At 73.1% G+C, this 25,779-nt stretch carries 22 protein-coding genes; 17 read left to right on the top strand and 5 right to left on the bottom strand.

The window, feature by feature from the left end:
* The coding region (locus ACFPZN_RS02295; RefSeq protein ID WP_378279607.1) for a xanthine dehydrogenase family protein molybdopterin-binding subunit at positions 1-1,365 on the bottom strand (1,365 nt) is incomplete at its 3' end.
* Between the two features lie 421 nt (positions 1,366-1,786).
* On the opposite strand from ACFPZN_RS02295, the gene ACFPZN_RS02300 reads away from it, so the two are divergent.
* Entirely contained in the window at positions 1,787-2,434 is a 648-nt protein-coding gene (locus tag ACFPZN_RS02300; RefSeq protein WP_378279609.1) for a TetR/AcrR family transcriptional regulator, read from the top strand.
* 162 nt (positions 2,435-2,596) lie between these two features.
* On the top strand, positions 2,597-3,391 hold the full coding sequence (locus tag ACFPZN_RS02305; RefSeq protein WP_378279611.1) for a hypothetical protein: 795 nt from the start codon (positions 2,597-2,599) through the stop codon (positions 3,389-3,391).
* A 15-nt stretch (positions 3,392-3,406) separates the two neighbouring features.
* Here the strand turns inward: ACFPZN_RS02305 and ACFPZN_RS02310 are convergent, their stop codons facing one another.
* On the bottom strand, positions 3,407-4,144 hold the full coding sequence (locus tag ACFPZN_RS02310; protein WP_378279613.1) for a TVP38/TMEM64 family protein: 738 nt from the start codon (positions 4,142-4,144) through the stop codon (positions 3,407-3,409).
* Between the two features lie 437 nt (positions 4,145-4,581).
* Between ACFPZN_RS02310 and ACFPZN_RS02315 the strand changes: the two genes are divergently transcribed.
* Complete coding sequence (locus ACFPZN_RS02315; protein ID WP_378279615.1) at positions 4,582-10,062, top strand: ATP-binding protein; 5,481 nt, start codon at positions 4,582-4,584, stop codon at positions 10,060-10,062.
* A gap of 73 nt (positions 10,063-10,135) precedes the next feature.
* Positions 10,136-11,281 carry a hypothetical protein gene (locus tag ACFPZN_RS02320; protein ID WP_378279617.1) on the top strand — a complete coding sequence of 382 codons (1,146 nt, stop codon included), beginning with the start codon at positions 10,136-10,138 and terminating at the stop codon, positions 11,279-11,281.
* 13 nt (positions 11,282-11,294) lie between these two features.
* Here the strand turns inward: ACFPZN_RS02320 and ACFPZN_RS02325 are convergent, their stop codons facing one another.
* Both ACFPZN_RS02325 and ACFPZN_RS02330 read right to left on the bottom strand, forming a co-directional pair.
* Positions 11,295-11,636 carry an Rv1678 family membrane protein gene (locus ACFPZN_RS02325; protein WP_378279619.1) on the bottom strand — a complete coding sequence of 114 codons (342 nt, stop codon included), beginning with the start codon at positions 11,634-11,636 and terminating at the stop codon, positions 11,295-11,297.
* A complete protein-coding gene (locus ACFPZN_RS02330; protein ID WP_378279621.1) occupies positions 11,633-12,157 on the bottom strand; it encodes a DoxX family protein in 525 nt (174 codons plus the stop codon). Before ACFPZN_RS02330 ends, ACFPZN_RS02325 begins: the two co-directional genes overlap by 4 nt.
* Before the next feature lie 250 nt (positions 12,158-12,407).
* On the opposite strand from ACFPZN_RS02330, the gene ACFPZN_RS02335 reads away from it, so the two are divergent.
* From ACFPZN_RS02335 to ACFPZN_RS02350, 4 genes are read left to right on the top strand one after another with little or no spacing between them, the layout of a single operon-like run.
* Positions 12,408-13,475 (top strand): NAD(P)H-dependent amine dehydrogenase family protein, encoded by a 1,068-nt coding sequence (locus tag ACFPZN_RS02335; protein WP_378279623.1) that lies wholly within the window; start codon positions 12,408-12,410, stop codon positions 13,473-13,475.
* Between the two features lie 57 nt (positions 13,476-13,532).
* Complete coding sequence (locus tag ACFPZN_RS02340; RefSeq protein ID WP_378279625.1) at positions 13,533-14,519, top strand: LLM class flavin-dependent oxidoreductase; 987 nt, start codon at positions 13,533-13,535, stop codon at positions 14,517-14,519.
* Between the two features lie 21 nt (positions 14,520-14,540).
* Entirely contained in the window at positions 14,541-14,954 is a 414-nt protein-coding gene (locus tag ACFPZN_RS02345; RefSeq protein WP_378279627.1) for a nuclear transport factor 2 family protein, read from the top strand.
* Positions 14,951-15,775, top strand: coding sequence for an SDR family oxidoreductase (locus ACFPZN_RS02350; protein ID WP_378279629.1), 825 nt, complete (start codon positions 14,951-14,953; stop codon positions 15,773-15,775). The genes ACFPZN_RS02345 and ACFPZN_RS02350 overlap by 4 nt, the downstream gene beginning before the upstream one ends.
* A 4-nt stretch (positions 15,776-15,779) precedes the next feature.
* On the opposite strand, the gene ACFPZN_RS02355 is transcribed toward ACFPZN_RS02350, so the two are convergent.
* Entirely contained in the window at positions 15,780-16,757 is a 978-nt protein-coding gene (locus ACFPZN_RS02355) for a LysR family transcriptional regulator (RefSeq protein ID WP_378279630.1), read from the bottom strand.
* Between the two features lie 190 nt (positions 16,758-16,947).
* Here ACFPZN_RS02355 and ACFPZN_RS02360 point away from each other — a divergent pair, with 190 nt between their 5' ends.
* The 9 genes from ACFPZN_RS02360 to ACFPZN_RS02400 are packed head-to-tail and all read left to right on the top strand — an operon-like array spanning position 16,948 to position 25,773.
* Complete coding sequence (locus tag ACFPZN_RS02360) at positions 16,948-17,409, top strand: cobalamin B12-binding domain-containing protein (RefSeq protein ID WP_378279632.1); 462 nt, start codon at positions 16,948-16,950, stop codon at positions 17,407-17,409.
* Positions 17,399-18,703 (top strand): methylaspartate mutase, encoded by a 1,305-nt coding sequence (locus ACFPZN_RS02365; protein ID WP_378279634.1) that lies wholly within the window; start codon positions 17,399-17,401, stop codon positions 18,701-18,703. The genes ACFPZN_RS02360 and ACFPZN_RS02365 overlap by 11 nt, the downstream gene beginning before the upstream one ends.
* On the top strand, positions 18,700-19,689 hold the full coding sequence (locus ACFPZN_RS02370) for a hypothetical protein (RefSeq protein ID WP_378279636.1): 990 nt from the start codon (positions 18,700-18,702) through the stop codon (positions 19,687-19,689). The genes ACFPZN_RS02365 and ACFPZN_RS02370 overlap by 4 nt, the downstream gene beginning before the upstream one ends.
* A complete protein-coding gene (locus tag ACFPZN_RS02375) occupies positions 19,686-21,263 on the top strand; it encodes an amino acid adenylation domain-containing protein (RefSeq protein ID WP_378279638.1) in 1,578 nt (525 codons plus the stop codon). Before ACFPZN_RS02370 ends, ACFPZN_RS02375 begins: the two co-directional genes overlap by 4 nt.
* Positions 21,263-21,532 (top strand): acyl carrier protein, encoded by a 270-nt coding sequence (locus tag ACFPZN_RS02380; RefSeq protein WP_378279640.1) that lies wholly within the window; start codon positions 21,263-21,265, stop codon positions 21,530-21,532. Before ACFPZN_RS02375 ends, ACFPZN_RS02380 begins: the two co-directional genes overlap by 1 nt.
* The gene (locus ACFPZN_RS02385) at positions 21,529-23,046 is read left to right on the top strand and encodes a class I adenylate-forming enzyme family protein (protein ID WP_378279642.1); all 1,518 of its coding nucleotides are present in this window, start codon (positions 21,529-21,531) and stop codon (positions 23,044-23,046) included. The genes ACFPZN_RS02380 and ACFPZN_RS02385 overlap by 4 nt, the downstream gene beginning before the upstream one ends.
* Positions 23,043-24,338, top strand: coding sequence for a type III PLP-dependent enzyme domain-containing protein (locus tag ACFPZN_RS02390; protein ID WP_378279644.1), 1,296 nt, complete (start codon positions 23,043-23,045; stop codon positions 24,336-24,338). The genes ACFPZN_RS02385 and ACFPZN_RS02390 overlap by 4 nt, the downstream gene beginning before the upstream one ends.
* Positions 24,335-24,595 (top strand): phosphopantetheine-binding protein, encoded by a 261-nt coding sequence (locus tag ACFPZN_RS02395; protein WP_378279646.1) that lies wholly within the window; start codon positions 24,335-24,337, stop codon positions 24,593-24,595. Before ACFPZN_RS02390 ends, ACFPZN_RS02395 begins: the two co-directional genes overlap by 4 nt.
* On the top strand, positions 24,592-25,773 hold the full coding sequence (locus tag ACFPZN_RS02400) for an acyl-CoA dehydrogenase family protein (protein ID WP_378279648.1): 1,182 nt from the start codon (positions 24,592-24,594) through the stop codon (positions 25,771-25,773). Before ACFPZN_RS02395 ends, ACFPZN_RS02400 begins: the two co-directional genes overlap by 4 nt.
* Positions 25,774-25,779 lie beyond the last annotated feature (6 nt).

Genomic DNA, 25,779 nt, shown 5'->3' on the forward strand with positions numbered 1-25,779 from the left:
GACACCCAGATACCGGCCCTGCGCCCGCGCCAGCTCCTGCTCACGCCGGAACGCCTCGTAATCCAGCATCTTCAACGCCTGCTCGAACGTCTCCGACGGCGTGATATCGCTGTACGGCATCCCCATGGGGTTGGTGTACGGAAGCTCGTCCCGCCGCAGGAGGTTCCGGCGCCTCAACTCGGCGGGGTCGATGCCCAGCCGGCGCGCCGCGCGGTCCAGGAGCACCTCGCGCACCACCGACTCGAACTGCCACGGCCCGCGGTACGCGGCGCGGCCGAGGGTGTTGGAGAAGACGCACGTCGTGGTGAAGGTGCCCTGCGGAACGCGGTACGGCCCGGGGTAGAACATCCCGACGGCCGCGGCCGTGCCCACCGGCCATGGCACGGGGTAGGCGCCCACGTCCTGGACGTAGTCGATCGTGGCGGCCAGGATCGCGCCCTCGGAGTCGAAGGCGATCCGGGCGTCGGCGTGCTCGTGCCGCGACATGCTGGACGAGAGCAGGTTCTCCCGCCGGTCCTCGATCCACTTCAGCGGACCCGGCACCTTCAGCGCGGCGAGCATGACGCACATGTCCTCGCGCATCGGGATGACCTTCTGACCGAAACCGCCGCCGGTGTCGCGCATCACCACCCGCACCTGGTGCTCGGGGAGCCCCAGCAGCCGGGAGCAGAACAGGCGCACCTCGTGCGGCGACTGGGTCGCCGTCCAGATCGTCAGCTCGCGCTCGGTGGCCGACCACTCCGCCACGATCCCCCGCGTCTCCATCGGTACGGGGGCGTAAGCCTGCTGGTAGATCGTGTCCTCGACCACCAGCGCCGCCTCGTCGAAGACGGGTGCGAGCTGGTCCGCGGGGGCGCCGCCGAGTTCGCCCGCGACGTTGCGCGGGTAAGCCTCGTGCACCAGTTCCTCGGAGTCCCGCGCGGTGACGTAGTCGACGACCGGGGTCAGCGGGTCGTAGTCGACCACCACCAACTCTGCCGCGTCCTCGGCCAGATACCGGTCATCGGCCACCACCAGCGCCACCGGATCACCGACGAAACGCACCTCACCCTCGGCCATCGGAGGCCGCGGCGTGTCCGGGACGTCCTTGCCGATCAGCGTGTACCACGCCTCGTGCACACCCGGATGGAGATCCTCCGCCGTGAACACCGCATGCACACCCTCCAGCGCCAACGCCTCAGAGGCGTCCACACCGGTGATCCGCGCACGCGCCAGCGGACTGCGCACAAAACACGCGTGCAACATCCCCGGCCGCACCACATCATCCACATACGTGCCATGACCGGTCAGCAACCGCGGATCCTCCACCCGCGGCACACGCGTCCCGACGTATCGAGCCGCGGCCGCCTGCACGCCCGCGCTCACCGGCCCACCGCGCAGGTCCTCGCCCGTCCCGGACCGGGGACGGCGGCCCGGCCGCGCTCGCGGCAGCCCGTGCCGCGGTGCGGTACCGGGGATGTCCGCCGATGCCGACCGCGCTCAGGGTCTTGCCGCGCTACCACCCGTGATGGACACTGCACCCCACGATGGGCGCAGCGGTCATGGGAGTTCACCGGACCCTCGGTGGCGGGGTCAGCCGGTGCGAAGTCACTCACCCAGGCCCTCCTCGAAGACGTGCGCCGCCAGCCGTCGCGCACGGTGGAGGTCGCCGATCCTTCGCCGCTGAGCGCTCGCCCAGCGATGCTAGGCACCTGCTTAGCACTGCTGAGCGACTGTGGTCAAGGTCACGCCTGGAGCTCGGCGCTACGATGTCGCCGGGTCCAGCAGGGACGTTACTGAAATACCCGTGGAGGTCGGCCAGATGTCAACGCCGCGCAGAATTGGCGCACCGGACGCAAAGAATCGGACGGTCCTGCTCGATGCGGCGGAACAGCTCATGCTGGAAGAGGGATATGCCGCGGTGACCTCACGGCGGGTCGCCGCCAAGGCCGGTCTCAAACCCCAGCTCGTGCACTACTACTTCCGCACGATGGACGAACTCTTCCTTGAGGTTTTCCGGCGTCTCGCCGAGGCGGGAGTGGAGGCACAGGCGCAGGCATTGGCCTCGCCTCAGCCGTTGCGGGCCCTGTGGGCCTTCGCCACCGATCCGGCCGCCAGCGCCCTGACGATGGAGTTCAGCGCGCTGGCCAACCACCGCAAGTCCATGAAGGACGAGATCGCCCACTATGCCGAGCGGCTGCGCGGCATGCAGAACGAGACCCTGGCGCGCATCGCGGAAGAGCACGGGATCGACCTCGAGAGGTTCCCGGTCGGCTTCCTGGGAGTGCTGGTGACGAGCCTGTCCCGCGTGGTGGGCATGGAGACCGCCCTGGGAATGGACAGCGGCCACGAGGAGACTCTCAAGGTCGTCGAACGGTATCTGCGCCGTTTCGAGGGCGAGGCGATGATCCCTGGAGCGGAGTTGGCCGCGCCCCGGCCGACGAATTCGGATTGATCATCGCCGGGATGCCGGGAGCATGAGCCCCTTCATCAATCTCATTCGTAGCACGAACTAAAACATTCGTTTCGACCGGCTCGGCGGCGCGGCCGCCCGCTGCTTCCCAGCGTCATGGGAAAAACGCTTTCCGTGACGCGCCCGTGCCGTCATCATCGGACCATGCGGAGGGTCCTCGTCCTGGTGGCGGCACGGCTGGTGGTCGCGGCGGCCGGGCTGGCGCTGGTCGCCGCGTGCGGCATGGCGGCCTCTGACGCCTACCACGACATGCGGGGTTACGAACGCGCGCTGCACTGCGCCCCCCACCTGCCCGGTGACCAGCGCGAGTGCATCGCCACGGTCACGGTGACGGTGGTGGAGAGGTCCAGGCGCGTCGAGGACGACTCCCCGCCGACGCCCATCCAGGTGCCGACCCCGCCGCCCGCGCCGCAGCCTCCGATGCCCGTGCTCAGGCTCATCCCCGTCGCCGCCCACGCGCTGCCCGCCGCCGGGGACGTGCCCGCGGTCGCGGTGCGGGCGGCGGTCGCGGACCGGTTCCGCTACGACGTGACCGTCCGGACGCCCGACGGCAGGCGCCGGACGTTCCAGGTCGGCAAGGGGCTGTACGACAGGGCCAGGCCCGGCACGTCCGGGTACGCCGAGATGTGGCGCGGGCACGTCACCCGGCTGACGGTCGGGTCCGAGAGCAAGCGGATCCCGCTGTTCCGGGAGTTCTTCTTCTACTGGCTGGTGGCGTGGGCGGGCGCGGTCCTGGTCCTCGGCGCGCTCTTCCACCCGATCGGCCAGATGTCCGTCCACGTCCTGGTCGGGGGCTACGTCGTGGGCGCGGTGGTGTTCTACCTGCTCCGGGACTGGTCTCCGGCGCTGCTCGGGGTTCCGGCGGTCGTGTCGGTGCTCGTCGCCGTGTGGTGGGCGACGGATCGGCTCCTCGACCGGAAGGCCCGGCGCGCCTGGTGATGTGACGGCCGCGCCTCAGCTCGTCCCGGCTTCCTGGTCGGTCGTCTTGGCGCGGTCCGTCCGGGAGCGGGCGAGCCGCGCCAGCCACCAGCCGACCCCGCTCAGGAGCACCAGGCCGACCGGCGCCAGCCACACCGCCGGGGAGCCGGGTTCGCTCAGTGCCTTGCCGAGCCCGGTGTAGACGAGCGTGCCCGGCACGATCCCGAGCGCGGTGCCCGCCATGTAGGGGCCGAACCCGACCCCGGCCACCCCGGCGCCGTAGTTGACCGCCCCGAACGGGAACATCGACACCATGCGCAGCACCAGGACGGACTCGAAGCCGCGGCGCGACAGGTAGGACTCCAGGCGCGCGAGCCGGCCCGACCCGGTGTACCTGGCCACAGCCGGACGTCCCATGAGCCTGGCCAGGCCGAAGGAGAGCGCCGCGCCCGCGGTGGCTCCGACCAGCACCGCCGCCGCGCCCAGGGCGACGCCGAAGAGCGCGCCGGCGGACGCGTTCAGCACCGAGCCGGGGATCAGCACGGTCACCGCCAGCGCGTAGCAGACGGCGAAGACCAGCGGTCCCCAGAAGCCGAGCGAGTCGACCCACGCGCTGATGTCGTCCCACAGCGCGCCGCCGCCCAGCGCCACCAGCACACCGAACCCGAGCAGCATCGCGGCGAAGACCGACAGCTTCACGATGGCCGACCGGGACGATGACCGGCCGGGCTCGGCTGCCAGGTCCGCGTCTCCTTCGCGGGACGGCTCGCTCATCTACGCTCCCGCGCCCTTCGTCGACTCAACCGGTCAGGTGATCATTCTGGCGGATCCGGCCGGGGCGTCGTTCACCGGGCTCCGGCCGGAGCCTCCGGGATCGTGATCCTGCGATCACGTGGAGTGAAGACAACTCGGCGGGCTTTCGCGCCGCTCGCTCGTGCCCGGAGCGGGGCCGGCCGGCGTGGGCCGGTATCCGCGTCTGCCCTGCTCATGGCACGGTCGGGGGCGGTAGAGCGTGTCGCTCCCCCGCTCGCGAGCGGCCCGATCGGGCCCGTGCGGCCGGCAGGCTTTTGGACGTTTCCCACAAATTGAGGCCGCCCAGCCTGCGTTGTTCACGGCATGGCGCTGCCGCCCGGTAGACGGAAGGGTGAACACTGCCGGGATGCCGCCGTGTCGCGGCGCGCACATCGTGGTCTACAGGAGGGCTCGGTCGGGTGTTCAGTCGTGTCGCCATCGTCAACCGCGGTGAGGCCGCCATGCGGCTCATCCACGCCGTGCGGGACATCGCCGCGGAGACCGGGGCTCGGATCGAGACGGTCGCCCTGTACACCGACGTCGACCGTACGGCCGCCTTCGTCCGGGAGGCGGACCGGTCCTACGACCTCGGTCCCGCGTCCGCGCGCCCCTACCTCGACCTGGAGGTGCTGGAGCGCGCGCTGGTGGAGACCCGGGCGGACGCCGCGTGGGTCGGCTGGGGGTTCGTCGCGGAGGACCCGGCGTTCGCGGAGCTGTGCGCGAAGGTCGGGGTCGCCTTCGTCGGGCCGAGCCCGGACGCGATGCGCAAGCTCGGCGACAAGATCGGCGCGAAGCTGATCGCCGAGGAGGTCGGGGTGCCGGTCGCGCCGTGGAGCCGCGGCGCGGTGGAGAGCCTGGAGGCCGCCCTGGAGGCGGCGGAGTCGATCGGCTATCCGCTGATGCTGAAGGCGACCGCGGGCGGCGGCGGGCGCGGCATCCGCGTGATCAACAACGGGGCCGAGCTGGCCGACGCCTACGAGCGCACCAGCCAGGAGGCCGCGCGGGCGTTCGGCAGCGGCGTGGTGTTCCTGGAGCGCCTGGTCACCGGGGCCCGGCACGTCGAGGTGCAGGTGATCGCCGACGGGCAGGGGACGGCGTGGGCGCTCGGCGTCCGCGACTGCTCGGTGCAGCGCCGCAACCAGAAGATCATCGAGGAGTCGGCGTCGCCGGTGCTGAGCCCGGTGCAGGCGGCCGAGCTGAAGGCGTCGGCCGAGCGGCTGGCCGTGGCGGTCGGGTACCGCGGCGCCGCGACCGTCGAGTTCCTGTACCACCCGGCCGACAAGCTGTTCGCGTTCCTGGAGGTCAACACCCGGCTGCAGGTCGAGCACCCGATCACCGAGTCCACCACCGGGTTCGACCTGGTCAAGGCGCAGCTGATGGTGGCGTCCGGTGGGCGGCTGGAAGGTGAGCCGCCGGTGGAGCGGGGGCACGCGATCGAGGCGCGGCTGAACGCCGAGGACCCCGACCGCGACTTCGCGCCCGCGCCCGGCCGCATCGCCCGGCTGGACCTGCCCGCCGGGCCGGGCGTCCGGGTGGACACCGGCGTCCGCGAGGGCGACACCATCCCCGCCGACTTCGACTCGATGATCGCGAAGATCATCGCCCATGGCCGGGACCGGGACGAGGCGCTGGGCCGGCTGCGCCGGGCGCTGGCGCAGACCACGGTGATCATCGAGGGCGGCGCGACGAACAAGAGCTTCGTGCTCGACCTGCTCGACCAGCCCGAGGTGATCGACGCCTCCGCCGACACCGGGTGGATCGACCGCGTCCGCGGCGAGGGCCCGGGGGGACGGCTCGTCGCGCACCGGCACTCCGGCGTCGCGCTGGCGGCCGCCGCGATCGAGGCGTACGAGGAGGAGGAGCGCGCCGAGCGGCAGCGGCTGCTGGCGACGGCGTTCGGCGGGCGCCCGCAGGTGCGGCACGAGAGCGGCCGGCCGCTGGACCTCAAGCTGCGCGGCGCCGCCTACCGGGTGCGCGTCGCCCGGGTCGGCGCGCACCGGTTCCGCGTGGTCGTCGAGGCGGGCGAGGACGTCCGCACCGCCGATGTCGAGCTCGACCGCTTCGACCGGCACACCGGGCAGATCGTCGTCAACGGCACCCGGTACCGGCTGCTCACCGGCACGCACGGGCCGACCCACCTGGTCGAGGTGGACGGCGTGGCGCACCGGGTCAGCCGCGACGAGGGCGGCGTCGTCCGCTCGCCCGCGCCGGCGCTGGTCGTCGCCACGCCGCTGCAGGCCGGCGACGAGGTCGAGGCGGGCGCTCCGGTGCTGGTGCTGGAGAGCATGAAGATGGAGACGGTGCTGCGGGCGCCGTTCAGGGCGCGGCTGAAGGAATGCGCCGTGTCGGTGGGCAGCCAGGTGGAGACCGGCGCGCCGCTGCTGCGGCTGGAGCCGCTCGCCGACGACGACGCCGCGGGCGAGGACTCCGCGGCCGCCGAGTCGGCCGAGCTGGACCTGCCCGCCGCGCCCGCCGGGGTCCCGGCGCGGGTGCGCACCACGCGCGGCCTGGAGAACCTGCGCAGCCTGCTGCTGGGCTACGACGTCGACCCGCACGACGAGCGCCGAGTGCTGGACGACTACCTCGCCGCGCGCCGGGCGGCCGCCGAGGACGGTCACCGGACGGTGGCCGAGGAGCTCGGCCTCCTCGAGGTGTTCACCGACCTCGCCGAGCTGGGCCGCGACCGCCCGGCGGGCGGCGACGGCGGGGACGGCGGCGAGGGCCACGTGCACAGCGCCCGCGAGTACTTCCACACCTACCTGCAGAGCCTGGACGTCGAGCGGGCCGGGCTGCCGGAGGCGTTCCAGGCCAAGCTGGCCAAGGCGCTCGGGCACTACGGCGTCACGGATCTGGAACGCACCCCCGAGCTCGAGGCCGCGGTGTTCCGGATCTTCCTCGCCCAGCAGCGGGCGTCCGCCGACGCCACGGTCATCGCGACGCTGCTGCGCGCGTGGCTGCGGGAGCCGGCGCCGCGCCAGGCGCTGCGCGAGCCGGTCGGGCTGGCGCTGGAGCGGCTGGTGGCCGCCTCGCAGGTGCGGTTCCCCGTGGTATACGACCTCGCCGCGGGCATGGTGTTCGCCTGGTTCGCCCAGCCGCTGCTGCGCCGCAACCGCGCCCGCGTCTACGCCGACGTCCGCCGGCACCTGCGCCATCTGGACGCGCACCCGGACTCGCCGGACCGCGCCGAGCGCATCGCCGAGATGGTGCGCAGCACCGAGCCGCTGGTGCGGCTGCTCGGCCGGCGGCTCGGCCGCGACGACCGGGACAACTCGGTCATGCTGGAGGTCCTGACCCGGCGGTACTACGGCAACAAGGGGCTGACCGGCGTCCGCACCAGCGAGGTCGCCGGCTGCAGGTTCGTGGTCGCCGAGCGCGCGGGCTCGTGCCTGGTCTCCTCCGCGGTCGGCTTCGAGGAGCTCGGCGGGGCGCTGCGCGGGCTCGCGGAGCTGGCCAAGGACGAGGACGCCCTCGACGCCGACATCTACCTCGCCTGGGAGAACCAGCCCGAGGACTTCGACGCGATGGCGGACGCGCTGCAGGAGGTCGTCGACGCGCACCCGCTGCCCGCCCAGGTCCGCAGGGTGACCGCCACCGTCGCGGGCAGCGGCGGCGGGGTGATGCACCACCACTTCACCTTCCGCACGGCCGGCACCGGGATGGCCGAGGACCGGCTGATCCGCGGCCTGCACCCGCACATCGCGCAGCGGATGCAGATGGAGCGGCTGAGCGCGTTCGACCTCACCCGGCTGCCGTCGTCGGACGAGGAGGTCTACCTCTTCCAGTGCGCGGCGCGGGAGAACCCGTCCGACGACCGCCTCGTCGCGTTCGCGCAGGTGCGGGACCTGACCGAGCTGCGCGACAACGAGGGCAGGCTGGCGGCGCTGCCGACGGCCGAGTACACCGTGGCCGCCTGCCTGGACTCGATCCGCCGCGCGCAGTCGCTGCGGCCGTCCAAGAAGCGCTTCAACACCAACCGGATCGTCGTCTACGTCTGGCCGACCAGCCAGATCACCCGCGCGGAGCTGGAGGTGCTGGTCGAGCGGATGCTGCCGACGACCGCGGGCGCCGGGCTGGAGGAGATCCTGTTCATCGCGCGGCAGCGCGACCGGACGACCGGCGAGCCGGCCAAGGTCGCCGTCCGGCTCTCCTTCGACGCCGCCGGCGGCGCCGCGCTGGACATCGGGGAGCCGTCGGACGAGCCGGTCGAGCCGGTGGACGACTACCGCCTGAAGGTGCTGCGGGCGAGCAGCCGCAACACCGTGTACCCGTACGAGCTGACCGCCCTGCTCGGCGACTTCGTCGAGCACGATCTGGACGGCGGGCACGCGCTGGTGCCGGTCGACCGGCCGAAGGGCCGCAACAAGGCGGCGATGGTCGCGGGCGTGGTCAGCACGCCGACCCGGCGGCACCCGCAGGGCGTCACCCGGGTCGTGCTGCTGGGCGACCCGACCAAGTCGCTCGGCGCGCTGTCGGAGCCGGAGTGCCGCCGCGTGATCGCCGCGCTGGACCTGGCCGAGCGGATGCGGGTGCCGGTGGAGTGGTACGCGCTGTCCTCCGGCGCGCGGATCTCCATGGAGTCGGGCACCGAGAACATGGACTGGGTGGCCGCGGCGCTCAAGCGGATCGTCGAGTTCACCCAGGACGGCGGCGAGATCAACATCGTGGTCGCGGGCATCACCGTCGGCGCGCAGCCGTACTGGAACGCCGAGGCGACGATGCTCATGCACACCAAGGGCGTCCTGGTGATGACGCCGGACTCGGCGATGGTGCTCACCGGCAAGCAGGCGCTCGACTTCTCCGGCGGGGTGTCGGCCGAGGACAACTTCGGCATCGGCGGCTACGACCGGGTGATGGGCCCGAACGGGCAGGCGCAGTACTGGGCGCCGAACCTGGCCGCCGCGCGGAACGTCCTGATGGCGCACTACGACCACACCTACGTCGCGCCCGGCGAGGACGCGCCGCGCCGCGCGGCGACGTCCGACCCGGTCGACCGCGACATCTCCGGCTTCCCGCACGCCGTGGAGGGCAGCGACTTCGCCACCGTCGGCGAGATCTTCTCCGCGGAGGCCAACCCGGACCGCAAGAAGCCGTTCGACATCCGGACCGTGATGCGGGCGCTGTCCGACCAGGACCACCCAGTGCTGGAGCGCTGGGCGGGCATGGCCGACGCGGAGACCGCGGTGGTGCAGGACGTGCATCTGGGCGGCCTGCCGGTGTGCCTGCTCGGCATCGAGTCGCGGTCGGTGCCGCGGCGCGGCTACCCGCCGACCGACGGCCCGGACGCCTACACCGCGGGCACGCTGTTCCCGCGGTCGTCGAAGAAGGCGGCGCGGGCGATCAACGCGGCCAGCGGCAACCGGCCGCTGGTGGTGCTGGCGAACCTGTCGGGCTTCGACGGCTCGCCGGAGTCGATGCGCAAGCTGCAGCTGGAGTACGGCGCGGAGATCGGCCGGGCGATCGTGAACTTCCGCGGGCCCATCGTGTTCTGCGTGATCTCGCGGTATCACGGGGGCGCGTTCGTGGTGTTCTCCAAGGCGCTGAACCCGAACATGACGGTGCTGGCGCTGGAGGGCTCGTTCGCGTCGGTGCTGGGCGGCGCTCCCGCCGCCGCGGCGGTGTTCTCCGGCGACGTCAACGCCCGTACCGCGGCCGACCCGCGGGTGCGGGAGCTGGAGGCCCGGGTCACGCCCGCCTCGGGTGCCGACCGCGCCGCGCTGACGGCGGAGCTGGACGAGCTCCGCTCGTCGGTCCGGGCGGAGAAGCTGGGCGAGGTGGCGGCCGAGTTCGACCGGGTGCACAGCATCCGGCGCGCGGTCGAGGTCGGCTCCGTCGACGCCGTCATCCGCGCCGCGGAGCTGCGCCCGCGGATCATCGAGGCCATCGAGGCCCGCCTGCGCTGAGCGGAGGCCGGTCGGGGGTTCTTGTGCGGGAGGTGACAAGAACCCCCGACCATGCCAGTGAATACTGGCGCCTATGCTCCGACTCACGCTCTCCGGCGCGCTGGCCGCCGGCGTCCTCGCCGCCGCCGGGCTCGTCTCCCCCGCGGCCGCGTCACCGGCCGCGCCGCCCGCCGTCGCGGCGCGCACCGCCCTGCTCGGCACGCCCGGCGACCTCAGACGGGTGTCGCTGCCCTTCTTCTGGCCGAACAACTACCTCTACGACGTGTCGGCGGCGTCCCCCGACAGCGTCTGGATCGCCGGCACCCAGGGCGAACTGGTCGTGCCCGGCCCCATTCCCGGCACCGGGCGGACGATCCCCGGCAACCCCGTCGTGCGGCGCTGGAAGGACGGCGGCTGGGTCGAGTACCCCCTCGGCGGGCTTCCCAGCCACGCCACGATCATCGGCGTCGACGCCGTCGCTCCCGAGGACGTGTGGATCTCCGGGACCAAGCACGTCACCGAAAACTCGCACCAGCCCTACGTGGCGCGCTTCACCGGCTCGGCGTTCACGCAGGTGGCGCTGCCCCCGGGGACGACCGCCGCGCATGTGCAGGCCGACGCGTCCGGCGTCTGGCTGTCGACGGCCACCGACCTCTACCGCTGGACGGACGGGACCTGGGCGCACCTCACCGCGCTCCCGGAACTGCGGTGGCAGCACACGCTGCGCGTGCGGTCGGCCGACGACATCTGGCTGTTCGGCGAGGTCTCCGACTACTCCGACACCCTCGAGGCGGCGCACTGGGACGGCACGTCCTGGACGAGATCCACGCTGCACCAGCCAGGACGCTTCGGGACGATCACCGACGTGCTGCCGCTGCCGTCCGGCGAGGCGTGGGCCGTCGGCGTCAACTGGAGCGACGGCGGGGGCAGGCCGATCCTGCTGCACTGGGACGGCACCGCCTGGGAGAGCGTCCCCGTGCCCGCCGGGCTCAACTCGCTCGGCAGCATCGTGCGCGCGCCGGACGGGACGCTGTGGGCCAACGGCCACGCCGGCGACCAGCCCGCCGCGCCCGGCCTGATCCGCTACCGGGGCGGCGCCTGGGAACGCGTGCCGACCCCGGCCGTCCCGAACCGGAGCAACGTCCACGTGGACGCCCTGACCGTCGATCCCGTCTCCGGCGCTCTCTGGACGCTGGGCACGGTCAACATCGGCGGCCCGGTCCTCCTCTCGGACCGCTGAGCGGCGGGCGCCCTCACTCCAGGCGGCGGGCGAGCCCCGCCGCCACCAGTCCCGCGCCCAGGCCGAGCCACAGGGAGAACGTGGCCCCGGTGCCCTCGATCCACGTCTCGCCGAGGGTCTGCTCCACCACGACCACCACGGCGGCGACCAGGAAGGCCGCGCCCACGACGAGCACCGGAATCGAGGTGCGCACCGCGACCGCCGCGCAGGCCGCCAGTCCCAGCACCACCGCGACCACCACGGCCCGGCCCGGCATCGCCGCCATCTCCCACGGATACCCGTCGGTGAAGGCGAACAGGACGCTGGCCAGCGAGGTCGCGCCGAGCGCCACAACGGCGCGGTCGGCGGCCCTCATGACGCCCTCAGCAGCAGCCGGCCGGCCCGTCCGGGCGATCGCCGCCACAGCGGGCGCCACAGCGCGTCGAGGCCGTGGTACCGGCCCGCCGCCACGGCGAACAGCAGCACGTGGACGAGCACCATGAGGAAGCGCGACCAGTGCCACTCGCCGGGCGCGTTCAGCACCGACAGCGTGATCACCACGGACTGGCCGATCCCGACCACCGCCCAGAACCTGGTGGCCAGCCCCACCAGGAGGAACGCCCCCAGTGAAGCCTCCAGAAGCATCGTCGCCCAGGCGAAGAACGTGAAGTTCGGCAGGACGACGTGCTCGACGAGCCACGCCCAGGGCGCGAGCACCTCGTGCTCGACGGCCAGGCGCGTCTGCGCGTACAGGCCGTCGTCGCGGTCCTCACCGAAATCCGGCGGGGTCTTCCACCCGGAGTTCTGGATCCACATGAGCCCCACGCCGACGCGCGCGACGGCGATCCCGGCCCGGGCCGTGATGGACGACTCCGCCGCGTCGATCGATCCGGTCATGGCGCCTCCTCTCCCGCACAACGTCATACCAGGCGGGATGCGGCGGGACGGCACACTCGTCCACTTCCGGCACACCTCTTTCACGCCGGGGCGCTGACCATGGTCAGCAAGTGCCTTCTCCCGGCCCGCCGGAACCGCGTGGAATGGCGGCCGCGCAAATGTTGACCGTGGTCAAATTCTCCGCTTAGGCTCGGGCGACGCCGGTGAACGGCGGACGCTTCGCACGATCCCCCTTGTCCAGGGAGGCACAGTGGAACGCACGTCCGACCGCCCCCTACGCGTGGTCCAGTGGACGACGGGCAACGTCGCACGCCAGTCGATCGCGGCCATCGTGGAGCGCCCCGACCTGGAACTCGTCGGGGTGTACGCCTACAGCAAGGAGAAGGCGGGCCGGGACGTCGGCGAGCTCGCCGGCCTCGGCCGCCTCCTCGGCATCCTCGCCACCGACGACATCGACGCGATCATCGCGCTGGCGCCGGACTGCGTCCTGCACATGCCGCTGCATCCCGACGTGGAGCAGCTGACCCGCCTGCTGCGCGCGGGCGTCAACGTCCTCACGACCGCGTCGTTCCTCACCGGGCGCGCGTACGGCGAGGAGGCCCGCGCGGCCCTGGAGGAGGCCGCCCGCGCGGGGAACGCCAGCCTGTTCGGCAGCGGCGTCAACCCCGGTTACGCCGACCAGCTGGCCGCGGTCGCGTCCGGGGTCTGCCGCGAGGTGAACTACGTCCGGGTCCTGGAGTCGTTCGACATCGGCATGTGGGCGGGCGACGCGAACCAGGACGAGCTGGGCTGGGGCCGTCCGGCCGGGGACCCCGGGCACGCCGACGACGTCCGGAAGGCGACGGCGCCGTTCGGCGACGCCGTCGAGGCCCTCGCCGAACTGCTCGACGCGACGATCGACGACGTCCGCTGCGAGGTCGGCTTCGCCCACGCCACCAAGGACCTGGACATCCCCGGGCGCACGGTCAAGGCCGGAACCGTCGCCGGACTGGACGTCCGGTGGTTCGGCGTCTCCGGCGGCGTGGACGTCACCGAGGCGCACGTGCGCTGGGCCGTGACCCAGGAGCTCGACCCCGCGTGGGAGATCGCGATGGCCTACCTCATCGAGGTGCGCGGCCATCCGCAGGTCAACGTGCGGGTGGAGGTCCTGCCGCAGGACTTCACGTCGATGAGCCTGGAGGACATGCTCGCGATCGGGTCGGTCATCACGGCCATGCCCGTCGTCAACGCCATCCCGGCGGTGGTCGCCGCGCGGCCGGGCATCGTCACCTACGCGGACCTGCCCACCCAGGCGTCCCGCCACGTTCCCCGCCCCTGACCCGGGCCCGCTTCTCCAGTCCCCCGCCATGCTGAAACGAGAGGAACCCGCGGACCGATGAACCGTCCCGCCGTGCCGTTCGGCCTCCGCTTCGACTTCCGCAACCCCGACTTCGCCGGGACGTCCATGGCCGACCGGTACGCGGCGGCCCTGGACATGGTCGAGTGGGCCGACCGGCTGGGATGTTCGAGCGTGGCCGTCTCCGAGCACCACGGCTCGCCGGACGGCTACCTGCCCAGCCCGATCCAGCTGCTCGCGGCGATGGCGGCGCGCACCACCGACGTCCGCTTCATCATCGCCGCGCTGATCGCCCCCTTCCACGACCCGCTGCGGCTGGCCGAGGAGATGACCGTCCTCGACAACCTGAGCAGGGGGCGGGCCGACCTGATCGTCGGCGGCGGTTACGTGCGCGAGGAGTTCGCGATGTTCGGCATCCCCATGAAGGAGCGGGCGCGCCGGGTGACCGAGGCGGTCACCACGATGAAGGCCGCGTTCACCGGCGAGCCGTTCGAGTACCGGGGCCGCACGGTGCGCGTCACGCCGCCGCCGTACCGGCCGGGCGGGCCGGCCGTCCTGCTCGGCGGCAGCAGCGAGCCGGCCGCCCGGCGGGCCGCCCGCATCGCCGACGGCTTCATCCCCTCGCTCCCCGAGATCTGGGAGTTCTACCGGGACGAGGTCCAGAAGCTCGGCCGTCCCGACCCCGGCCCCAGCCCGATCGGCAGGAACCGGGTCGTGGCGCTCACCGAGGACCCCGAGAAGGGCTGGGCGGAGCTGGCGCCCTTCTTCCTCCACGAGACCAACGCCTACGGCGCCTGGCGGGACCAGGACGACCTCGCCGGGCCCTACCGCACCACCGCCGGCGCCGACCGGCTGCGGGAGACCGGCCAGTACCGGGTCCTGACGCCCGCCCAGCTCGTGGAGGAGTTGAAGGCGTCCCCGTCCCCCTACGTGCAGTTCCATCCGCTGTGCGGAGGGATCCCGATGGAACTGGCGTGGTCGAGCCTGCGCCTCTTCGAGCGCGAGGTCCTGCCCGCCTTCACCTGATCGCGAGACGAGGAGATCCCCGTGGACGACATCGAGGCCATCAAGCAGCTCAAGGCCCGCTACTGCCGCACGATGGACACCAAGGACTGGGACGCCATGCGCCGGGTCTTCACCGACGACGTCGTGATCGACACGACCGGCTCGGGCGGCACCGTGATCACCGGCGCCGACGCCTTCATGGCCTTCCTCCTCGACACCCTGGGCGACCGGGTGACCGTGCACCACTGCCACACGCCCGAGATCACCGTCACCTCCCCGTCCACGGCCACCGGCGTCTGGGCGATGGAGGACCACGTCCAGTGGGCCGAGGGGCGGGAGCTGACCGGCTACGGCCACTACCACGAGACCTACGAGAAGTCCGGCGGCACGTGGCGGATCAAGACCTCGACGCTGACCCGCCTCCGCATGGACATCACCGAACCGGCCGCGACATGACGGAGGTCGCGGTCATCACCGGCGGCGCGTCCGGGTTCGGGCTGGCGCTCGGGGCCCGCTGCGCCGAGCGCGGCCTGCGCGTGGCGCTGCTCGACCGGGACGGCGAACGCGCCGAGGCCGAAGCCGAGGCCCTGCGGGAAACGCACGGAGTCGACGCCGTCGGCCTGACCGCCGACGTCGCGGACGACGGCGGCGTGCGGGCCGCGGCGGGCGCGGTGCTCGACCGTTTCGGACGCGCCGACCTCGTGGTGTCGAACGTGGGCGTCCAGCTCTTCGGGGCGGTGGAGCGGCTCACCGACGAGGAGTGGCGGTGGGTGCTGGACGTGAACGTCGTCGGCGCGGCCCGCGTCGCCCGCGCCTTCGTCCCGCCGCTGCGCGCGGCCCCGGCCGGGCGGCTGGCCTTCACCGCGTCCTCGTCGGTGCTCGACCCGGCCGGGCGGATGGCCGCCTACCAGGCCAGCAAGTTCGCGGTACTGGGCCTGGCCGAGACGCTGCGCCTGGAGCTGGGCGACGACGGCATCGCCGTGTGCGTCCTCTTCCCCTCCGGGATGGCGTCGCGGCACCTGGAGACCAGCGCCGCCGCCCAGCCGGACCACCTGCGCCGTCCGATCGGCGAGCAGGAGGACTTCGAGGCGATGGCCGCCAGCAACCCGGCCATGGTGCAGGCCGTGGTGTCCCCCGAGGAGGCGGCGGGCAACGTCATCGACGCGCTGCTCAACGGCGAGCGCTACGCCATCACCCACGGCGACCTGCTCACCCCCGTGACCACCCGCCACGAACACCTGCGCCGGGCGGCCACCGCGGCTCGCGGAACCGGGTAGCCCGTCAGGTCGCGCAGGTCGTGCGGCTCTTTGTGGACGAGACGTCGGCCAGTTCTTCGGCGGGGAGCCAGTGGCGGTGCTCGTCGTAGCGGAGCCATGCGTGGCGCTGGCCGGCGGCGGCCGCGCGCTGGAGGAGGCGTTCGAAGTCGGGGTGCGGCTCGTCCTTGCGCCACACGAGGGAGGAGCCGTACAGCGGCGTCGGGTCGGTGAGGGGGATCAGGCGCAGGGCGGGGCCGACGAGCGGCTTCACGTGGCAGGGGACGATCGCGGCGAGGCCCGGGTCGTCCGGGATCAGGTGGAGCAGGTGGTACGGGCCGAGGTTGACGCCGTCGGACTCGCCGACCAGGCCGAAGTGGTCGATGAGCTGGTGGAGGAAGTCGGTCGGGCGGAGCCGTCCGGGGAACCACAGGCGGGTGCCGCGCAGATCGACCGGGCGCACCGCCGTCCGGGAGCCCAGCGGGTGGTCGGCGTGCACGAGCACGCCCATGGCGTCCAGGCGGACGAGGCATCGGCTCAGGGCGCCGGTGGAGAGCTCGTCGCGTTCGGCCACGCGTCCGAAGGCCACGTCGAGCTCGTCCTGGCGCAGGGCCGCGACCGCGGCCCGCGCGTGCTGGGACGTGCCGACCTCCAGGCGGAGGTCCGGCTGCCCGCCGGTGAGGGCGCGGATGGCCGGCCCGGGGAAGAAGAGGTCTCCCCAGACGCCCATGCGCAGCGGGCGGTCGCCGAGATGGACCGACGCCACCGCGCGGTCGCCCGCGATGAGCAGGTGCCTGGCCGAGGCCAGGAACAGCCGCCCGGCGGCGGTGAGGTCGACGCCCCGCGCGCTCCGGTCGAACAGCCGGACGCCGAGAGAGCGTTCCAAACGCGAGATGCGGGCGGACAGGGCCTGCTGGGTGAGAGATAGCTCTTTTGCGGCCTGGCCGAAATGCAGGTGATCGGCGGCGATGACGAAGGCTCGGACTATGGCCAGATCCAGGTCCACGGCTCTCACCTCGGCTGACAAATATCAGTTGTCGATATGTACCCGATCTGTGTTGGACCAAGCCGGGTGACACCGGGTTAGCCTGTGCGCGCCGATGATGACTGGGACCGAGACAAAGATGGTGCCGGTGTGTCAACCGGCATCGGATTGTGCCGACCGACCGATATCCGGTGCGCACGTAAGGAACGTCATGGTCGAGCTCCCACGGAATCCGGACCTCCCTGCCCTCCTACGTCCCGGCATCGCGCTGGTGACCTCGACGCCCTCCGACTCGCACACCTGGAATCTGGTGTTCCTGCAACTGGTGCTGGAGGAGGCCGGATTCGCCGTCCGGAATCTCGGGGCGTGCACGCCGATTCCCCTCGTGCTCGACGCGTGCCGCGGGCTCCGCCCCGATCTCCTCGTGGTGAGTTCGGTCAACGGGCACGGCCATACCGAGGGCGCCGAGTTGATCGCCAGTGTCCGGCGGGAGTCGGACGTGCCCGCCGTCATCGGGGGAATGCTGACCACCGGGCGGATGGACCAGGAGAAGGTGGTCGCGAGCCTCACCCGGCTCGGTTATGAGGCGGTCTTCACCGGCGATTCGGCGCTGCCGGATTTCGGTCTCTTCCTGGATTCGCCGGCCGTCCGGGGCGTCGCGGATGCCCGCTGAACGGCCGCCCGCGGCGACGGCGGCCGGGCAGCGTTTCGGCGCGTTCGTCGCGGAACGGTCCCGGGCCGGGGAACTGGTGCTCCAGCCGAGGATGGGCTTCGGCGCGCCCGCCGAGATGCGGCGCGGGCTGGCCGCGGTGCGGGCCGCCGGACCACGCACGGTCGGCACGATCACCGTGGACAGCTTCACCCGCGTGGGGGCGCACGAGCAGGCGGCGATCGCGCTGGCGGGCGGCACCGAGCTGAACGGATACCCGCTGGTCACGCACCCTCCGGAGGTGACGGAGCGGGTGCTCGCCGGGATCGCGGGCGCCGATTTCCCGGTGCAGGTCCGGCACGGCTCGGCCCTGCCGTCGGCGCTCGTGGCGGCGGCGCTGGAGTGCGGCCTGACCGCCACCGAAGGCGGGCCGGTCTCCTACTGCCTGCCCTACAGCCGGGTGCCGCTGGCCGAGGCGGTCGCGGACTGGGCGCGGGCGTGCGCGATGCTCGCCCGGCATCCGGACGCCCATCTGGAGAGCTTCGGCGGCTGCATGCTGGGCCAGCTCTGCCCGCCCTCGCTCCTGGTGGCGCTGGACGTCCTGGAATGCCTCTTCTTCCGCCAGCACGGCCTGCGCAGCGTCTCGCTCAGCTACGCGCAGCAGACCGATTCCGGACAGGACGCCGAGGCGCTGGCCGCCTTGCGGACGCTCGCCGGGGAATTTCTCGGAGACCTGGACTGGCACGTGGTCCTGTACACCTACATGGGGGTTTTTCCGCGAACGCGACATGGCGCCGCGGCGCTCCTCAGGGAAAGCGTCAGGCTGGCCGTGGCCACCGGCACCGAACGCCTGGTCCTGAAGACGCGGGCCGAAGCCTTCCGCATTCCGAGCGTCGAGGACAACGTCGCGGCGCTCAAGGACGCGCACGCCGCGGCGGCGCGTTTTCAGGACGCCTCCCCCGGCGCCGCTTTCCGGAACGGCGATGTGCACCGTTCCACTGTGTACCGGGAGGCCCGGACGCTGATCGAGACGGTTCTCGCCCTTTCCGACGATCTCGGCGCGGCTTTGCTCGAAGGCTTCCGCCGCGGTTTTCTGGACGTCCCTTACTGCCTGCACCATGACAATAAGAACCGGGCCCGCACGTACCTCGGGAAAGACGGCCGGCTGTGCTGGGCCTCGGTCGGAGCCATGCCCTTGGAGGCGACCCCGGAAAGCGCGCCCGGACATGACCCGGCGCCCGGATCCGTCGAGTTGCTCCGGATGCTGAACTGGGTCCGCGAGCGGTTCGACCGGCTGGAGCGGAGCGACTGCCCATGACATCCTCGCCGACCCCATCCCCCGGCCTGCTCGCGGAGTCGGGCCTGGACAGCCGCCTCCTGGACTGCTGGGAGGTGACGCTCGCGATGTCCCTGCTGGCCCGCGGCCGCCGCGACGTCCGCTCCGTCCTGGGCTCCCAGTGGTGGTTCGCCTTCGACCCCGGCGGGGAAGGGGCGCCCCGCCTGGACTTCGAGCCCGTCGACGACCGGTGCGCCGCGCTCGCCGGGCTCCGGCCGCACACCGGGCGTCCCGGCCCGGGACGGCTGGCCGAGACCTGCCGGACGGCGCTGGACCGCGGCGAGTCGCCCATGGTGGTCACCGACGCCTACCTGCTGCCCTGGTGCCCGTACGCGGGCCGCAAGCACGTCGAGCACAGCTTCGCCGTCACCGCCGCCGGCGAGGAGCTCCGGGTGGTCGACGGTTACGACAACCGCACCGAGTGGGGCGACGCGCGCCCGCTGGAGGCCGTCGTGGACCGCGACCTCCTGGCCGTCCTGGAAGGGGATCCGGCGACCCGGGTCGTCACGCTGCGCCCGGTGCCGCCGACCGCGGCGATCGACCGGACCGCCCTGTTCCAGGCGAACATCGCCGCGCTCGCGGATGGGAACGGCTTCGCCTCGTACCGGCCGTTCGCCGAGCACTACTGCCATGCCGGCGTCGAGGTGGGCGACTTCGAGGCGTTCTGCGAGGCGTGCTGGACGATCGAGCGCCGCCGCGGCCTCTACGCCACCTGGCTCGACGATCTCGCCGCGGAGCCCGGCGGCGGCGCGGCCGAGGCGGCCGAGGTGGCCGCGCGGTTCCGGGCCGAGATCGTCCCCCGGTGGGCGGAGGTGAACCGGTTCGCCTATCTGGCGCTGCGGCGGATGCGCGCCGGGCGGCGGCCGAACGACAGTCTCGCGGGCCTGGTGGAGGCGGCGGCAGCGGCGGAGGCGGCGCTGGCCGCCGAGCTCGTCGCCCGGTTCGCCGTGCCGGGGAGGCCCGGATGAACCCCCGGTTCGACATCGCGCGCCGGTTCGTCGAGACCGCCAAGGCCCGGCCGGGGGACGAGGCCGTCCGGGGTGACGGGCTGAGCCTGACCTACGGCGAGTGCCTCGCGCTGGCCACCGGCGCCGCGGACGCCATCGCCGCGGCCGTCGGCCCCGGCGAGTGCGTGGGGCTGAGCATCCGCAAGAGCCACCGGGCGATCGTGATGATGCTGGCCTGCCTGATCGCCGGGGTCCCCTACGTGCCGATCGATCCCGGCGCGCCGCCGCGGCGCCGCCTGCAGATCCTCGCCGACGCCGACCCCCGGCTGCTGGTCGTCTCGGCCGGCGCCGCCGATGACTGGCCGGAGGAGGAGTTCGGCGGCCTGCCGGGCCTGCCGGCAACGCTCCTCGGCGACGATCTGCGGGTGGCGCGCCGCGCCGCGGCCGGGTCGGCGGAGATCGCCCGCAACGACCTGGCGTACGTGCTCTACACCTCGGGGTCGACCGGTACCCCCAAGGGCGTGATGATCAGCAGGGCGAACGCCGGCTACTTCGTCGACTGGGCCGCCGCCGCCTTCCCCCTCGGGCCGGGCGACCAGGTGGCCCAGCACGCGCCGCTGCACTTCGACCTCCCGGTCTACGACGTGTTCGTCACGCTCGTCTCCGGCGGGTGCCTGCATCTGATGGACGAGCGCACGGTGATGTTCCCCGCGTCGGCGTACCGGTTCCTGCGCGAGCGCGAGATCACCGCGCTCTACGCGGTGCCGTCCGCGCTCAACTCGCTGCTGCAGCGGTCCGGTCTGGCCGAGGACGGCCTCCCCCGGCTCCGGCGGCTCCTGTACGCCGGGGAGGAGTTCCACGTGCCCCGGCTGCGCGCGCTGGTGGCGGCGCTCCCCGAGGACGCCCAGGTCGCGAACCTGTACGGCCCGGTCGAGACCAACGTCGTCACCTGGGAGTGGGTGACCCCCGCCCTGCTGGAGGGCGACAGGATGCCCATCGGCTCCGCCGTCCCCGGCACCGAGGTAAGGCTGCTCGGGGAGGACGGCGTGCTCCGTTCGGCCGACGCCGAGGGCGAACTGCTGGTGTCCGGCCCTTCGGTGACACCGGGCTACCTCAACGATCCGGAGCGGACGTCCCGCGCCCTGGTGCCCTTCGCCTCCGACGGCGGCGAGCGCGTCTACTACCGCACCGGCGACCTCGCGAGCGCGGACGGCGCGGGCGTCCTGCGGTTCCAGGGGCGCCGCGACGGGATGGTCAAGACGCGCGGGTTCCGAGTCGAGCTCGGCGACGTGGAGGCGGCCGTGCTCAGGCACCCGCAGGTGGTCCAGGCTGTGGTCCGCCCGATCCCCCACGCCGAGTTCGGGACGGTGCTGCAGGCGCACGTCGTCCTGGACGCGGGCCTCAACACGGGCCTCACCACGGGCCTCACCACGGGCCCGGACGGGGCGGCGCCGCTGACGCCGCCCGCGCTGCGCCGGTGGCTGGCCGGGCAGGTGCCCGCCTACATGGTCCCGGCCACGGTGACCGTCCACCGGGAGCTGCCGACGACCTCGACGGGAAAGATCGCTCGTTCCGCCCTGGGAGGTACGCACTGATGACGCCCACGCGCTCACCGGCCGTGGATCTGGTGAACCGGGTGCTGCAGGCGGTGCTCGGCGACGAGGCCGACCTGACCGCCGAGACGCCCCTGTTCGAGGTGCCCGGATTCGACTCGCTGGCCCTCGCGGCCGTCGTGGAGGGGCTGGAGGCCGAGCTGGAACGGCCCCTGCCCGACGAGCTGATCACTCCCGAGTCGTTCGAGACGCCCGCCCGGATCGCCGAGGTCCTGGTGGCCCCGGCCCTGCGGGAAGGCGCCGCGCCATGACCGCGTTCACCCCGCCAGGGCGCGAGGTCGCCACCCTCCCGGACATGCTCGACCGCGCCGCCGGCCGGTGGCCGGACCGGCTCGCGCTGGTCAGCGGGGAACGCCGGTGCCGCTTCGCCGAGCTCAGGGACGCCTCCCTGGTCGCCGAGGCCGAGCTGCGGCGGCTCGGCGCCGGCCGCGGCGACCGGGTGGTCGTGGTGATCGACGAGTTCGTCGACGCCATCGCGATGATGTTCGGGGTGGCCCGGCTCGGCGGCGTCTACGTGCTCATGAACGGCGACACCACCGAGTACGCGGCCGGGCATGTGATGCGCGACTGCGAGCCCGTCCTGGTGCTGGCGGAACGTGACAGCCCGGCCAGGCGGACCGCGGTGTCGCTGGGGCTTCCCGTGGCGGCGCCGCCGTGCTTCGGCCGTCCGGCACCGCCCCCGGAGCCGTGGCGGCCCGGCCCGATCTCCCGCGACCTGGTGAGCGTGCTCTACACCTCCGGGTCGACCGGCCGACCGAAGGGCGTCGCGGGCACCCACCGGAACATGGTCTTCGCGGCGCACGCGATCGCGCGGCGGTTCCGGCTGCGCGAGGACGACGTCATCGGCTGCGTGCTGCCGCTGGCCTTCGACTACGGCGTCTACCAGATCCTGCTGAGCATGATCGCCGGCTGCCCGCTGGTGTGGGGCAAGGGGACCGACGCCGGACCCGGGCTGCTGAACTTCCTCGACCGGCACGGCATCACCGTGCTTCCGTCGGTCCCCGGGCTGGCGCACAACCTGGACCGGCTGTCGCGCCGCTCCCCCGGCGCCCTGCCGCCGCTGCGCGTCCTCACCAACACCGGCGCGGCGATGTCGGCGGACCTGCTGGGCCGCCTGCGGGACCGCTACCCGCGGCTCGAGGTCTTCCTGATGTTCGGGCTCACCGAGTGCAAGCGCATCTCGATCCTGCTGCCGGAGGAACTACCGCGCAAACCCGGCTCGGTCGGCCGTCCCCTGGACGACACCGAATGCGTGATCGTGGACCCCGAGGGTCGCCCGCTCGCGCCGGGCGAGGTCGGTGAGCTGGTCGTGCGCGGCCCCCACGTCACCCAGGGCTACTGGGGCGACCCCGAGGGCACGGCGCTGCGGTTCCGGCCCTGGGGGCCCAACGGTGAGGTGGCGCTGTTCACCGGCGACCAGTGCTGGCTGGACGACGAGGGCTACCTCTACTTCCAGGGCCGCGACGACGACATCTACAAGTCCAACGGGTTCCGCGTGTCGGCGACCGAGGTGGCGATGGCGGCCGAGGAGGTCCCGGGCGTCCTGGAGGCGTACTGCGCCGCCGCCCGCGGCGACGATCCGCCGGTGCTGGCGGTGGTGACGGAGCTGACCGCCATGCAGGTGCGGGTCGAACTGCAGAAGCACCTGGAGTGGTACAAGGTGCCGGACCTGATCGTGCCGGTCGACCGGCTGCCGCTGAACCGCAACGGCAAGGTGGACGGGCCCGCCGTGCGCGCCCTGGCCGGATCCGGGAGGCCGGTGTGAGCTCCCTGGGGCCGGAGCGGCTGGAACGGCTGGCCGCCGAGTACGGCACCCCGCTCTACGTCTACGACCTGGACGAGCTGCGTGCCGCGTACGCCGACCTGTCCGGGGCCCTGCCGACCGGCAGTCACCTCTTCTACTCCCTCAAGGCCAACCCCCACCCGCCCCTGGTACGGGAGTTGCTGGACCTCGGCGCCCGTGCCGAGGTGTGCAGCCCCAGCGAGCTGGACACCGCGCTGGACTCCGGCGCGGACGCGTCGGCCTGCCTGTACACGGGACCGGCCAAGACCGAGACCGAGCTGGACCACGCGCTCGCCCGCGGTGTCGGCCTCTTCTCGGTCGACTCCCCGACCGACCTGGCCAGGCTGGGCCGGTGCGCACGGCGCGCGGGGACGGCGGCCAAGGCGATCCTGCGACTCAACCCGGCGGACTACCCGCGCGGCGCCGGACTGGCGATGGGCGGCGCGCCCTCGCAGTTCGGCGCGGACGTGGCGTGGGTGCGCGAGCAGCCGGACCGGTTCCGCGCCGACGGGGTGGAGCTGGTCGGCTACCACGTCTACGCCGGCACCAACATCGACGACGTCGAGCGGCTCGCGACCTGGTTCGAGGTGGCCCTGGACGCCGTGCGGCAGGCGCAGGAGGCGCTCCGCCTGCGCCTGGAGATCATCGACCTCGGCGGCGGGTTCGGTCATCCGTACGCCCGGCCGGGAACCCGCCCGCCGTGGCCGGGCCTGGCCGGCCGGATCACCGAGGCGCTGGGCGGGTTCGGTGGTCCTCCGCCGGTCGTGGCGTTCGAGTCGGGACGCTATCTGGTGTGCGGCTGCGGTGCGCTGGTCGTGCGCGTCCAGGACGTGAAGACCAGCCAGGGCACCCGGTTCGTGATCGCCGACGGCGGCATCAACGCGCTCGGCGGCATGCAGGGCCTGCGCCGCGTCCCGCCGATCATGGCCGAGGCGCTGCCCGCCCCCGGCGCGAACGGCGCCGGCGGCTCGGGAGCGGCGTCCCGCACGGTGCTGGCGGGACCGCTCTGCACCGCCCTGGACCTGCTCAACCAGCGGGCGGAGCTGCCCGGCGTCCGGCCCGGTGACCTGCTGGTCATCCCGAATGTCGGCGCCTACGGGCTCACCGCGAGCCTGGTGGCGTTCCTCGGCCGGACCGCGCCCGCGGAGGTCAGCGTGGACGCCCGGGGCGTGCGGTCGGCGCTGCGCCTGGACCTGCGGTACGGCGAACTCCCGGCCGCCCGGCCGGACGGCGGGCTCACCGGTGACAGAGGTGACAGAGCGGAGATGCGATGACGGACAGGCACGATGACTTCCTGCGGGTGCTGCTGGGCCACCTCGGAGCGGTGGAGACGGTCGACCAGATCGCCCCGGACGTCAACCTGCGCACGCTCGGCCTCAACTCGATGCGGGCCGTCGACCTGGTGATGGACCTGGAGGAGGCGTTCGACTTCACCTTTCCCGACGAGGCGTTCACCGACGAGGTCTTCGCCACCGCCGACACGATCTGGGCCGTGGTGTCGGCGCACGCGGCCGAGGGCGCGCGGCCGTGACCGGCGGGCCCGACCTCGCCGCGCTGACCGGCCGGCTGTCCGATCTGGCCGGGCTCATCGACACCACGGGCGATCCCGACGGCCTCGGCATCGGCCTGCTGCGCGAGCACGGGCTGATGTCGTACACGGTGCCGGCCGAGTACGGCGGCGCCGGTGCGGGCACCGCGGCGTTCATGAAGGTGGCGGGCGAGCTGGGCGGGCAGTGCCTCGGGCTCGCGGTGCTGTGGGTGATGCACTGCCAGCAGGTGGCGGTGATCGACGGGTACGCCGCCGAGCCGCTCCGGTCGAGGGTGCTGCGCGCCGTCGCCGCCGAGCAGGCGCTGCTCGGCTCGATCACCACCGAGGCGGCCAAGGGCGGGCACATGATGACCGCCACCGCCGCCCTGGACGACCGGGACGGGATGCTGCGCTTCCACCGGGACGCGCCCGTGGTGTCGGGCGGGGCGCGGGCGGACGCGTTCCTGGTCACCATGCGCCGGTCCGAGGACTCCGCCCCCGATGACGTGGTGCTGGTGTACTGCCCCCGCGCGCTCGCGTCCCCCAAGGTCGTGGCGCCGCTGGCGATGCTGGGCATGCGCGGCACGTGCAACGTGTCGATGTCCATCGACGCGGAGGTCCCCGCCGACCATCTGATCGAGCCGCCGGGCGGGTTCGCGCGGCTGGCGTCCAGGACGATGGCGCCGCTCGGCCATCTGGGCTGGGCGGCGGCCTGGACGGGGGCGGCCCGCGAGGCCGTCCGGCACGTGGTGGGCCACCTGCGCCGCCCCGCCGCGGGCGGCCCCCGGCTGCGGCGCGACGACGACGTGCTCGACCGGGTCGCCGTCGCCCGCCGCCATCTGGACGTCGCCGAGGCGATGGCGGTCGCGGGGCTGCGCGAGTACGAGCTGCACGACGGCGCGGAGCGGGACCGGCCGTCCTTCCAGATCATGATCAACAACGTGAAGGTGGCCGTGTCCGAGCACGCCTTCGCCGCCGTCGACGAGCTGATGGAGGTCGCGGGCCTGGGACTGGGCTACCAGGCGGGCGGCGGCCTCGTCCTGGAGCGGGTGTTCCGGGATCTGCGGTCGGCGAGCCTGATGTACGGCAACCGGCGGCTGCTGCGGGCGAACGGGAAGCTCGGGCTGCTCGACGCCGCCGCGTGCTCGTTCCCCGCCGCGGGGCCGCTGGGCCGCGGCTGAGAGAGG

It is taken from the genome of Actinomadura rugatobispora (assembly GCF_042656285.1).
Lineage (GTDB): Bacteria > Actinomycetota > Actinomycetes > Streptosporangiales > Streptosporangiaceae > Spirillospora > Spirillospora rugatobispora.

Bases quoted from the DNA above. Each gene is read 5' to 3' on its own strand.
- ACFPZN_RS02310 (WP_378279613.1), bottom strand. From the start codon at position 4,144: ATGAGCGAGCCGTCCCGCGAAGGAGACGCGGACCTGGCAGCCGAGCCC.
- ACFPZN_RS02320 (WP_378279617.1), top strand. From the start codon at position 10,136: ATGCTCCGACTCACGCTCTCCGGCGCGCTGGCCGCCGGCGTCCTCGCC.
- ACFPZN_RS02325 (WP_378279619.1), bottom strand. From the start codon at position 11,636: ATGAGGGCCGCCGACCGCGCCGTTGTGGCGCTCGGCGCGACCTCGCTG.
- ACFPZN_RS02330 (WP_378279621.1), bottom strand. From the start codon at position 12,157: ATGACCGGATCGATCGACGCGGCGGAGTCGTCCATCACGGCCCGGGCC.
- ACFPZN_RS02360 (WP_378279632.1), top strand. From the start codon at position 16,948: ATGGTCGAGCTCCCACGGAATCCGGACCTCCCTGCCCTCCTACGTCCC.
- ACFPZN_RS02305 (WP_378279611.1), top strand. From the start codon at position 2,597: ATGCGGAGGGTCCTCGTCCTGGTGGCGGCACGGCTGGTGGTCGCGGCG.
- ACFPZN_RS02365 (WP_378279634.1), top strand. From the start codon at position 17,399: ATGCCCGCTGAACGGCCGCCCGCGGCGACGGCGGCCGGGCAGCGTTTC.
- ACFPZN_RS02370 (WP_378279636.1), top strand. From the start codon at position 18,700: ATGACATCCTCGCCGACCCCATCCCCCGGCCTGCTCGCGGAGTCGGGC.
- ACFPZN_RS02380 (WP_378279640.1), top strand. From the start codon at position 21,263: ATGACGCCCACGCGCTCACCGGCCGTGGATCTGGTGAACCGGGTGCTG.
- ACFPZN_RS02350 (WP_378279629.1), top strand. From the start codon at position 14,951: ATGACGGAGGTCGCGGTCATCACCGGCGGCGCGTCCGGGTTCGGGCTG.
- ACFPZN_RS02375 (WP_378279638.1), top strand. From the start codon at position 19,686: ATGAACCCCCGGTTCGACATCGCGCGCCGGTTCGTCGAGACCGCCAAG.
- ACFPZN_RS02385 (WP_378279642.1), top strand. From the start codon at position 21,529: ATGACCGCGTTCACCCCGCCAGGGCGCGAGGTCGCCACCCTCCCGGAC.
- ACFPZN_RS02395 (WP_378279646.1), top strand. From the start codon at position 24,335: ATGACGGACAGGCACGATGACTTCCTGCGGGTGCTGCTGGGCCACCTC.
- ACFPZN_RS02340 (WP_378279625.1), top strand. From the start codon at position 13,533: ATGAACCGTCCCGCCGTGCCGTTCGGCCTCCGCTTCGACTTCCGCAAC.